Here is an 11309-nt window from a genome sequence, read left to right on the forward strand (position 1 = left end):
TGTCCACTACCTGGCTTTCTTAGGCTTACCTAATTGAGCTTGTGAGTAAGTTTCAGTAAACTCGCTACTCCCCCATAAAGCAAGGATTAGTGGTACACCACTCTCTTCGCTCCCCCGTCTCAGGTGTGGAAGAGACTGAGGCGGGCACCTTAAATTCGGTCATACGTTGCGAGTTATCTCAACCAGCTCCCATAAGATGAAGATTTCCTTCTATACCTTAGAGAATGGTTATCTTCCTATCTAGGCAGTTCGGGTATCGAGTCACCCAAGGCTGGTGGGCTGGGATCCCTGTCAGCGTACTCGAGGCCCGAGGAAGGGTATAGCGGCGTTCAGGAATTCCTCTGGCACTATAACGTCGGACTTCCAGGTAGGAAACACTTGGGCGGGGCAGCTGGTATGGCACCGGGCGACATCCGCCCCCGCCGAAGGTTCGAATCATGATGGGAGGGACCAAAAGACGGCGAAATATGGCTACTACCTGCGCAGCGCCACCTCGCTACCACGCATATACAGATGACAAAAGCGCGCCGCAGTCAGCGCTCAGCCTCGTTCAGCATAGGTGAGCTGCCTACACCTTCTCTAGGGCCACTCTCATTGTGCCCACACGTGTCTTCGAAGCTAGAGGTGAGCTCGCACTTTTTCCTCTAGGAACCGCTGGCGAGCGATTGAACCCATACTTAGATCGCAGCAGGTCTGCCTTCATATCGATTGTGTTGTAATAGCAATGAGACCTTCCCTTGCCACGGTTGCGCCTGATAGAGCCTGATAGTGACCGGTAGAGCCTGGTAGAACCTGGTAGAACCTGGTAGAACCTAGCACAGCAGTTTAAAAACCTTCCAAAACTGACTAGTTATCGTCTGGCGCTTGAGAGAAAACCGTGGATACTCCCACGGCACCGACCCCGCAATGGACGGCTAGTATTGGATCCATATCAGTGATCATGATGGCCGAACCCTTGGGGAGATTGTCCCTTAGTTGCTTTTCCAACAAGCGCGCCGCATCCTTGGCCTCATGCTGCTGTATAGCTATAAAGACTGGTAAATTCGCTGCGCGTTGGACTATCAGCTCGGTAAGCTTTGTCAAAGCTTTAGCTTGGGTTCGAGTCTTCGCTGCTAACTCAATCCGACCCGAACGTACCTGCAGAATGGGTTTGATTGCCAAGGTGGTTGATAGCATTGCGGTAGCGGCACTAATGCGCCCGGATTTCCACATCTGCTCGATGCGCGGCAGAAATAACCAGGTAGCTGAACGTGCTAGAGTATCTTCCGCCAATTCGATACATTCGGGAAGGGGCGCGCCATCTTGTGCGATCCGCGCCGCCGCCATCGCAGCCGCCCCGACCGACATGCCAATACTTTGAGTGTCTACCACGGCAACATTCTGGTTAAAAATAGAAGCTGCGGTTACTGCAGCTGACCATGTTGAGGAGAGTTCTTTCGATAGGTGCAGGGCAAGAACCCCCTCATCGCCTCCGCGCTCAAGTTGGCGCGCATACTGAGCTGTTAGCTCCAAAGCACTAAGGCCCGACGTGGATTGGTCGTGGTCGCTATTGACAATATGGAGGTCAATGACAGTGATATCGAGTTCATCAACAACATGATGTGGGAGTCCCGCAGAAGAATCGGTCACGATACGAACTGGCATAGATTCCCTTTCTCCACAAAATTTATACCCAGCGGTTGCACCCAATAATGTGGGAACCCCTATGAGCCTAGCAATAGGGCGCTACCGAGGTGGTTAAACTCCTCCCAGAAGGCCAGCTTCTCCGTTTCCGGCGGCTCCCATCGATTCATACCCGAGAGAGACTCCCATATTCCACCCGTCGAGGTACCATCGAGCATTCTGGCAGTTATCTGGGGTGAAGATGAGATCTTCTGGCCGAATATCCTCGGCATCATCCTCCGAAATTTCTGAGCTATAACGAGGACGAGCCGTTAATTGAGCCCAACAGGTATTACCTAGACCTGAAAATAGTGGGTACTGATGACTTTCAAGCTCTAAAAGATGTGAGGTGAGAGCAGAAATGGTACCTCCGTGAGCCACCAATAAAACGGTGCCTTGATCCCAAAGAGCAAATTCGCGCATTAATTCATCAACAACCGGTCGTGCTCTACGTGCAACCTCAAGCCGTGACTCACCACCAGGGGGAGCCCAGGTTGGATCGTGACGCCAATAGGCACGTAATCCGGGGAACTGCCGATCCACCTCGGCATGAGAACGGGCCTGCCACTGACCCAGATTGGTCTCACGCAAACGATTATCTATGGTGACCTCAACACCGAGGCGCTCCCCGACTGCCCGAGCGGTTTCACTCGCCCGAGTAAGGTCAGAGGAAATAATTCGAGAAATTTTGACAGTTTCCAAGAATGCGGCGACCTGAGCAGCTTGCGCTCGGCCCCGAGTCGAGAGCTCAGTATCCAAGTGGCCTTGCATGCGACCAGAAGCGTTATACGATGTTTCACCGTGCCGGAGCAGAATTAATCGACGTGTCATATAAAATTCTCGCGATATAGAGAGTCAACCAGGGGTTAGGTTCTACAGCTCGAGTTTACAATTCTTCCTCGTCGGGGTCGTTTTCAACCAAAGGAATCTCATCGAGGGACTGCACGGACCGAAGGTCGATGTCATCATTCCATTCTGTTGGACGCTCCATCGTATCAATCCCATCAACCTCGATAAGTGGGCAATCACGATAGAGCCTATCGAGTCCATAGAAATCACGTTCGGTATTGCGTTGGACGTGAATAACAAAGGAACCGTAGTCGAGCAAAACCCAGCGATTCTCCCGATTTCCTTCACGCCGCTTGGGTTCGTGGCCCTGGTTGGAAAGGACATCTTCGATCTCCTCGACGATCGCGCGCACTTGGCGTTCGTTATCTGCAGAAGCAAGAAGAAAAATCTCGGTAATTGCCATGACATCGCTGACGTCGATGACGGCGATATTTGTTGCAAGTTTTTCGTTAGCGGCCACCGCAGCGGTAGCTGCGAGTGCGGTAGTATCGTGGGTCGCGGTCACTATAATCCTTTTGTTCCTTTTCAGTGGTGTAGAGCTTCACAAGTATTCTGTCATGAATCAGCCGATGAAGAGAAAAATTCCTCGATCATTTGAGTTCTGAGGTAGCACGGTAGAGGCCATGCTTGTGGATATATTGCACCACCCCATCGGGTACGAGGTACCACAGGGGTTTGGAGGTTTGCGTTCGTTGTCGACAATCCGTTGATGAGATAGCCATTGCAGGAATTTCCACCAACTCCACTCTTTTGCGGTAACGCGGAGGGAGGATATCATCGTCGAGCAGATAGCCAGGTCGGGTTACGCCTACGAAAGTGGCGAGATGGAAGATCATTTCCCATTCCCGCCAACTGAGGATCTTAGCCAGCGCATCGGCTCCCGTAATGAAATAGAATTCAGCGTTAGGATAGAGAGAGCGCAAATCCTTGAGGGTGTCGATGGTGTAGGTCGGTCCGGATCGGTCAATATCAACCCGACTCACCTCGAATCGAGGATTCGAAGCTGTAGCGATCACCGTCATCAGATAGCGATCTTCGCCTGGTGAAACCACTCGATCTGTTTTTTGCCACGGGCATCCGGTCGGAACAAAGATGACGCGATCGAGATGAAAGCGCGCCGCAACTTCACTCGCTGCCACTAAATGTCCGTGGTGGATGGGGTCAAAAGTTCCCCCCATAATGCCGATTTTCTCAGGCTGGTGTTGGTAGCTCTTCATGATCTTCCACTACGGCCTAATATGTCCGTTGCCCTCAAGGATCCATTTGGTGCTGGTCAGTTCCGGCAAGGCCATGGGACCTCTGGCGTGCAGTTTTTGAGTGGAAATGCCGATTTCTGCACCCATCCCGTATTGTTCGCCGTCGGTAAAAGCGGTCGAAGCATTAACCATAACCGCGGCCGAATCAACCTCGTCAACAAAGCGCTGAGCTGTGATGATATTGGTGGTAGCGATTGCCTCGGTATGTCCAGTGGAATACTGCCGTATATGGGCAATGGCACCATTGACACCAGCAACCATTTTCGCTGCGATATCCATCGACAGGTATTCCTCTTCCCAATCCTGCTGGGTCGCCGGAATGATCTCGCTCAGTCCAAGAGGAAGAAATTCCTCAGTATCACCGTGTACCGTTACCCCCGCCTCAATAAGGGCTGAAAGAATGCGGTGAGTGGAGGTGGCGTTAAGGGCTTTATCGATAAGGACTGTTTCGGTGGCATTACACACACTCGTGCGGCGGGTCTTTCCATTGATCAAAATCGCGATTGCCTGATCGAGATCACACTCGGAATCTATATACAAATGACAGTTGCCGGTTCCTGTCTCGATGGTAGGAACTGTAGCTTGGTGGACAACGGCGTTAATCAGCCCTGCACCCCCGCGGGGAATAACAACGTCCACGAGGCCTCGAGCGGTAACAAGCGCTGTGACACTGTCATGGGTATCACAAGGTAGTAACTGCACGATCTCTGCCGGTAGGCCCTGTTCGCGGGCGGCATCCTGCAGAATGTTCACGAGTGCCTGATTGGAGAATGCCGCGGAGCGCGAACCGCGCAACAGCGCCACATTGCCAGATTTGAGCGCCAATCCAAAGGCGTCAACGGTCACATTTGGACGCGCCTCGTATACCATTCCCATAACGCCAAGTGGGACTCGCACTTGGCGCATTTTCATTCCATTCTCCATCACGCGACCCGCAACGATATCCCCGACGGGGTCTCTTAGTCGGGCCACTTGGCGCAGCCCCTCGGCCATGCCTTTTATGCGGTTTCTATCAAGAGCGAGTCGATCAATTAAGTTATCAGACATCCCACGCTCGCGACCGGCGGTGATATCGCGAGCATTAGCTTGCAGAATATCCTCGGCATGATCCTCGAGTGCCTGAGCTGCTTGGTTAAGGAGGTGATTCTTGCGCGCCGTCGAGAGGCGAGCAACGGTAGGGGCCAAAGACCGGGCGACTCGTGCACGAGCAACAACCTGCTCGGTTTCGGGGTGATCGGAATTCATAAATACCGATGGTAGTAGATCTCCGCCGAGAACGGTTGATCCTCAAAGCCCCTAGCGAATCGATAGGCGCTGAGGATGATATATTCCAGCCGACTACTCTTGGGCCATCATAGCGCCGTCGAGCGAGAGGTGATTGGCGTGGATCACCGGCCGTCGTTCTTCCAGCTGACAGGTTTGCAATCCCATAATCGACTCAATGACGCTCGATTCATAGGCCACCTCGCCGCGCCCTACGAGCTGTCCCTGGGGGCCTAAGATATCAACAATCTCACCGGCGTGAAAAATACCTTCCACCTGGGTAATACCTACAGGCAGCAGGGAGCTTTTACCCGTTGACAATGCTGCAACTGCCCCCGCATCAATGTGGATTGTTCCACCCGAATCAGCCGCGTAGAGCGCCCACGATTTCCAAGCCGAGAGAGTATGCGTCTGCGGATGGAAAACGGTTCCCACACCCGCGTCATCGAGCGCATCACCGATATAAGCTGCCGAAGTGAGAAGCACCGGGACCCCACCTCTGGTGGCTATACGACTCGCCTGTACCTTAGAAGCCATGCCACCAGTACCCACGGCACCGCCAGCACCTGCGATCACACCATTCAGGTCGCGTTCATCACGCACCGCGTCAATAAAGCGGGCTCCGTTTTCGCTTGGATTCTTATCATAGAGGCCATCAACATCCGAGAGGAGGAAGAGGGCGTCGGCAAGACTAAGGTGCGCAACGAGGGCGGCGAGTCGGTCGTTATCGCCGAAGCGCATTTCTGTGGTGGCCACCGTATCGTTCTCATTGACAATGGGAACGACTCCAAGTCGCAATAGCTTCTCCATGGTCTGCTGGGCATTACGAGCGCGATCACGGCTTCCCGCATCAGAAGCGGTGAGTAAGACCTGCCCGATTGTCTGCCCAAAGCGAGCAAATGACGCGCCCCAGGTATGCATGAGGTGGACTTGGCCGACTGCAGCGACTGCCTGTTTGGTGGCTAAATCTGTGGGTCGGGTATCTAATCCCAGCGGTCCCATACCCGCGGCAACTGCACCAGAGGAAACAACAATAATTTCGGTACCCCGTGCAAAGCGCTGCTGCATGGCGTTTACCAGGGCATCAATGCGCAAGGGATCAACTCGGTGGTGGGGCCCTGTGAGTGATGAGGAACCGATCTTTACCACAATGCGTTTAGCTCGGGCGATGCGCTTGCGAATCGCTTCGGATGTATCAGCCATCTCCACGCGCTACCCCTGCCACCGGTCACGATCAGCTTCTTGACCGTCGCCGTAGTCGAATTCATCAATCAAACCACGACGCACCTGGGAGGCGCGTTTACGTTCAGCTGCCGATTTACGCTCATTACGATCGAGCCGAATATCCGTTCCGCGCCCGGTAAGAGTTGGGTCCACACCGGCTGCGGTCATGGGTTCCCACTCGAAGGAGACGGGACCGATAGACACTGTGGCTCCGGCTTTAGCCCCAGCCTCATAGAGAGCATCTTCCACGCCCATACGGTTCAGTCGATCCGCAAGGTAGCCCACAGCTTCATCGTTTTCAAAGTCAGTCTGAACAATCCAACGCTCAGGTTTTTCACCGGTCACAATAAAACCGCCCTCGATGTCGGGGTCCTCGTGAACGTGGAATTCCTTCACTTTACCGCGGCCTCGACCCTTTGATTCGAGCGGCTGGGGACGAACAACTACTCGTTGCTCAACGTCTCGCGGACGCTCTCGGCGCGCCTGCTGGACGATCTCGAGAAGTTTGAACTTAAGAGGCTCGAGTCCCTTGCGGGCAACGGCTGAGATAATAAAAACGGGCCACCCGAACTGCTTCTCGAGGTCTTCGCGAACAAATTCAGCGAGCTCTTCGGCCTCGGGGATATCAGCCTTATTCAAGATAATGATACGCGGGCGATCGCGAAGATCACCCAGCGATATATCCTCATCAAGCGCCGACTGGTAGGCGGCTAATTCAGCTTCAAGTGCCTCGATATCGGATGCGGGATCGCGACCGGCCTCAAGAGTTGCCGTATCAACAACGTGAGCGAGGACTGCTGTGCGCTCAATATGTCGGAGGAAGTCCAGGCCGAGGCCCTTGCCAGCCGACGCGCCGGGAATCAGCCCTGGAACGTCTGCGATGGTAATGGTTTCATCGCCTACCTCAACAACACCGAGGTTGGGAGCTAGTGTTGTAAAAGGATAATCGCCAATCTTCGGTTTGGCGGCAGAAATCACGGAAATGAGCGAGGATTTACCTGCCGACGGAAAGCCAACTAAACCAACATCCGCCATGGATTTTAGCTCTAGTATGACGTCGTGCTGTTCGCCCGGCTCTCCCTTGAGGGCAAACCCTGGGGCCTTGCGTGCATGGGAGGCAAGCGCGGCATTACCTAAGCCACCGACCCCACCTTTGGCTGCGATGAATTGCATTCCCACCGCAGTCAGATCAGCAAGGGTCTCACCTTTATCATTGAGCACAACGGTACCCGCCGGTACTCCCAGAATAAGATCCTCTCCACGGGCACCATTGCGGTGATCACCGGCTCCGTTAGCGCCACGTTGGGCTTTAATATGGGGACGATAGTGGAGATCTAGGAGAGTGTGTACCTGAGCAGTGACTTCCAAAATGATATCGCCACCGTGGCCACCATTTCCGCCATCGGGTCCCCCGAGAGGCTTGAATTTTTCCCGATGAATGGAGGCGCAGCCATTGCCCCCATCACCAGCCGCGAGATGGAGAACCACCCGATCGACGAAACGAGCCATCAGTGCCGTACCCTTCCTTAAAAAAGCGAGAGGGCGTATTCAACGGCGCCCTCGATCTCCTCGATTCTAGCAAATCTCACCGCTTTAGCCCTAAGAAAAAAGTGGGTAAGGAAGAGGGAGGTTCTCTTCCTTACCCACCGCTATTTCCCTATAGTCAAGCTCTCATAGAACTGTGAGCACATGAGGGCGGCGCTTGGCCATCTTGTCTGTTAGGCAAATGGGAGGAGGTGACTAAAAATGAGCAGCCCGAGGGATCCCGCGAGGATTGTAGAGAACATCGAAATTAACACCCAAATCCAGCTATCTTTCGTTACTGTAGGTGTACTGCTCGAGGGCTCTGAATCTTCAGGATCCTCATTTGGTTGGTCACTGATAACTTCCAGAGTGGTGGCCTTTGTTAACATCGTTGCTGTCGCTGTCACAGTTAGGGTGCCGATTTCGGCGGTGTCCACGGTGAAACGATAGATGCCTTGGTCGTCGGTACGACCCGCAATGGTCGTGTCGCCATAGTTGATTTCTACGCGCTCGCCCACCGCTGGCCCTTGAGAGTCGCGAACGGTGACGGCGAACTCCGCTGTGGAACCGACCTCTATACGTGCTGGCCCAGAGATATCTAAGCTCTCGAGGGCTGGGAGCACGGATACTGATGGCAGCTCCATGGACGTGGTCGGATGGCACCGGACAACACCAGCTACCGGATACGTGGAATCGAAAAAGAAGCCAGGTGCGAGAAAAGCTCCGACATCCGCAAAGCTGATCAATGTATCTTCAGGGGCAAAACCAGGCCCCTGGGGGAATGCAAAGGCAATTTTTCCTTCTTGATTAGCGGTAACAGGAAGAGATACTGAAGGGAATCGAAGCACGAGATCGTCTCCCTCAGTCATTGACGTGATCCCACCCGTGCTATTGCTCGAAATGGCCGCGAGATCGCTGGTATCTACGTCATCGGTTGTTTCGAGAGCCATGGTCACTGCGTTGTTATTCACAGTAATCTCACCGGGAAGGTCTCCCTTTTTCACTGGGTCCCCGACCTCTGCATTGCGAGGGAGTTGCACGGCGAACCGCCCGCGATTCCAGGCGCTTGATGTGAGCTTCTCACGAGCCTTGGATCCACTAGTTTCAGCGGGAGCTTTCAGGGTCGGATTGAGCAGCTGGTAGTCAAACTGGGATCCGAGGCGTACAGCTTCTGGGTGCTGAATATTTGCAGTAAACGCAAAGTTGCGCTCGATTTTGACCCCTGCTCCGCTACCATGAATACCGTCGAGCCCTCGGGTAACATATCTCTGGCCACTAGCATCGCCACTGCTGTAGGTCGTTGAGCACTCAAGGGTGCCAGAGATCTCTGAAAGCACCGATCCAGAGGCCTCACCTACCTGGTACTCGATCGTTTTCTCGTGGCGGGTGCCGATGGAGGCGGAGATTGTGACGGTTCCGGGAGCTTCCGGGGTGAAGCTGCGCGAATACCGACCCGTATTATCGGTCAGCCCTGTGTCTTCAACTCCGTCGATCACTGTTGTTATGAGTTCATTGGCCACGCCATTACCCGACGCATCCTTTGCAGAAAAGACCACTTCGGAGGTTTCTTTTGCAAAGCCCTGCGCCGGTGTTGGGGTGATTTCTAAAGACTCGACATTTTTCCCAACTTCCGCTGGATCGAGCACCTTTACTGTGGGCAACGCATTATTAGTGTCAATATTGCAGCGCATGAGGCCGACAAAATCATTCGATCCCAGGAAGGGGTGGGAGAGATTAGCCTCCATGAGGAAGGTAAAAAATGGTCCATCCCCAGGGTATGGGTGCTTATCCTGTGCGGGACGCGGGAATTTAAAGTCGATATCCCCGAGTTCAGTGGCAGTCACTTCGTAGCTGACCTCTGGAACGTTAAAACCAATTTGGTTGCCGTTTTCAGAACCGAGCCAGCCTGCGCGCTGAACGGCTTTCTTCAGAGCTTGCTGGTCCCCAGCTTGCAGCGAGTCAGAGTGAACACCCTTGTCGATCCGAATACTCTGGTTGCTTTCATGCTTTTCTAACCCAGCATCACCCCCACTGAGTGATACATTGACTACGTTGGCATTCTGAGGCTTGAGAATCTCCAGCCTGCCTTGTTCCATGGCCCTGATGGAGATGGTGGCGCCGCTTTGCTGTGATTTCATTTTAGCGCCGACAAATCCTGGTTTGACTGTGTAGGAGAACGTGTCTCCCTTGAGCACAGCCTCGGGGGCCTCAACACTGAGTGAGAACGAGTATCCCGATGAAATCGCGTGCGCGGAACTTTGGGCAATTCCTGGCAACCCAACCGTATTCAAATCACACTTAAAGGGAACCGCCACCGTTTGGGTTTTAGCCCCTGCCGCCGGTGCCAGCGGCACTGACAAGGCACTCAGGGCAAGGGTTGGCGCTGCAACTGCAGACACCAGTTTTATTAAATTCTTCACTGCAAATCCTCTCAGCCACATCGCGCGAGTGGCCTAATTGAATAAAGTTGTTATCGATTCTGTTCTCCCCTTCTTAAAGAGGGGAGATAAAAACTACTCTGAGAAAGTAGCCGCACGACCATGGGGGATTTTGTGCGGCTACACGCAGTTAGTGGTTAGCAAGCCGAGGCGAGATCGTCGCTGGTTTTGCGATGCCTTTTTGCGGCGATGGAGGGGTTGTTGGAGGAAGTAACATGAGTTTCACATGGTTGATAGCCATTGCGATCAGTCCCACAATCGCGAGACCTGAGATGATCCCCACAATGATTTCCCATGCTTGTGGTGGCGCTAGCTCGGAACTGCTCGGAGCTTCAGCATCCTGTGGAGCAACCGTGATGACCTCCGAACGCAGATCACCGATTGTGGCAAGAACTGCCTGAGGTTGCTCGGTCTTCGTCACTGCAACGGTAACGATGCCATCATTATTGGTGTGTCCCGTGAAGCTGAGCCCACCAACAGTAATGGTAATTGCCTGATTTGCGAGGGGTTGATTTTGGGCGTCGGTGACGGTGAAGGTCACGATCGCCGGATCAGCGGCCGCGTCCTGTTTTCCTGTTACCGATGCGGGGATACGTGCAGGCAGTGCGGCAACAACCATGGGAGCCGACTCAATCGAACCGACCCGAGCTACCACCACAACATCATCGTGACCACGCGGCACAGTAACACTCACTACGCCATCAGCACTCGTCGTCTCCACAGACTCCACAGAACCAACAGTCACAACAACCTCTTGATCCGCAAGCGGCGCACCATCTTTATCCGCCACCACAAAAGTCACAACCGACGAATCCGCAGACTCCACCTGAGACCCCACAACACTCGCAGGAACAACAGGCACAGCACTCACAACAACTGGAGCCGACTCAATCGAACCGACCCGAGCTACCACCACAACATCATCGTGACCACGCGGCACGGTAACACTCACTACGCCATCAGCATTCGTCGTCTCCACAGACTCCACAGAACCAACAGTCACAACAACCTCTTGATCCGCAAGCGGCGCACCATCTTTATCCGCCACCACAAAAGTCACAACCGACGAATCCGCAGACTCCACCTGAGACCC

At 53.8% G+C, this 11309-nt stretch carries 9 protein-coding genes; all 9 read right to left on the reverse strand.

What is annotated here, in order from left to right; translation table 11 throughout:
- Window positions 1-846 precede the first annotated feature (846 nt).
- Window positions 847-1644 carry a DegV family protein gene (locus N7326_RS08525; RefSeq protein ID WP_259079712.1) on the reverse strand — a complete coding sequence of 266 codons (798 nt, stop codon included), beginning with the start codon at window positions 1642-1644 and terminating at the stop codon, window positions 847-849.
- 93 nt (window positions 1645-1737) lie between these two features.
- Window positions 1738-2493 carry a histidine phosphatase family protein gene (locus tag N7326_RS08530; RefSeq protein ID WP_259079705.1) on the reverse strand — a complete coding sequence of 252 codons (756 nt, stop codon included), beginning with the start codon at window positions 2491-2493 and terminating at the stop codon, window positions 1738-1740.
- A gap of 55 nt (window positions 2494-2548) precedes the next feature.
- Entirely contained in the window at window positions 2549-3016 is a 468-nt protein-coding gene (gene rsfS / locus N7326_RS08535) for a ribosome silencing factor (protein ID WP_259079699.1), read from the reverse strand.
- Window positions 3017-3101: 85 nt separating this feature from the next.
- Window positions 3102-3728: a nicotinate-nucleotide adenylyltransferase gene (gene nadD, locus N7326_RS08540; RefSeq protein ID WP_259079693.1), complete on the reverse strand. Its 627-nt coding sequence runs from the start codon at window positions 3726-3728 to the stop codon at window positions 3102-3104.
- A 9-nt stretch (window positions 3729-3737) separates the two neighbouring features.
- Window positions 3738-5012, reverse strand: a complete 1275-nt coding sequence (locus tag N7326_RS08545) for a glutamate-5-semialdehyde dehydrogenase (RefSeq protein WP_259079689.1) — start codon at window positions 5010-5012, stop codon at window positions 3738-3740.
- A gap of 93 nt (window positions 5013-5105) precedes the next feature.
- Complete coding sequence (proB, locus tag N7326_RS08550) at window positions 5106-6233, reverse strand: glutamate 5-kinase (protein WP_259289623.1); 1128 nt, start codon at window positions 6231-6233, stop codon at window positions 5106-5108.
- Window positions 6234-6242: 9 nt separating this feature from the next.
- Window positions 6243-7763, reverse strand: a complete 1521-nt coding sequence (obgE, locus tag N7326_RS08555; protein WP_259158646.1) for a GTPase ObgE — start codon at window positions 7761-7763, stop codon at window positions 6243-6245.
- Window positions 7764-7972: 209 nt separating this feature from the next.
- A complete protein-coding gene (locus tag N7326_RS08560) occupies window positions 7973-10198 on the reverse strand; it encodes an Ig-like domain-containing protein (protein ID WP_259289624.1) in 2226 nt (741 codons plus the stop codon).
- A 148-nt stretch (window positions 10199-10346) separates the two neighbouring features.
- The coding region (locus tag N7326_RS08565; protein WP_396125080.1) for a hypothetical protein at window positions 10347-11309 on the reverse strand (963 nt) is incomplete at its 5' end.

The sequence above is a fragment of the Corynebacterium sp. ES2794-CONJ1 genome (genome assembly GCF_025660615.1).
Classification (GTDB): Bacteria; Actinomycetota; Actinomycetes; order Mycobacteriales; family Mycobacteriaceae; genus Corynebacterium.

What these genes read in the sequence shown, in the direction of transcription:
- N7326_RS08525 (WP_259079712.1), bottom strand. Translation starts at nt 1,644, where the DNA reads ATGCCAGTTCGTATCGTGACCGATTCTTCTGCGGGACTCCCACATCAT.
- N7326_RS08530 (WP_259079705.1), bottom strand. Translation starts at nt 2,493, where the DNA reads ATGACACGTCGATTAATTCTGCTCCGGCACGGTGAAACATCGTATAAC.
- nadD (WP_259079693.1), bottom strand. Translation starts at nt 3,728, where the DNA reads ATGAAGAGCTACCAACACCAGCCTGAGAAAATCGGCATTATGGGGGGA.
- N7326_RS08545 (WP_259079689.1), bottom strand. Translation starts at nt 5,012, where the DNA reads ATGAATTCCGATCACCCCGAAACCGAGCAGGTTGTTGCTCGTGCACGA.
- proB (WP_259289623.1), bottom strand. Translation starts at nt 6,233, where the DNA reads ATGGCTGATACATCCGAAGCGATTCGCAAGCGCATCGCCCGAGCTAAA.
- obgE (WP_259158646.1), bottom strand. Translation starts at nt 7,763, where the DNA reads ATGGCTCGTTTCGTCGATCGGGTGGTTCTCCATCTCGCGGCTGGTGAT.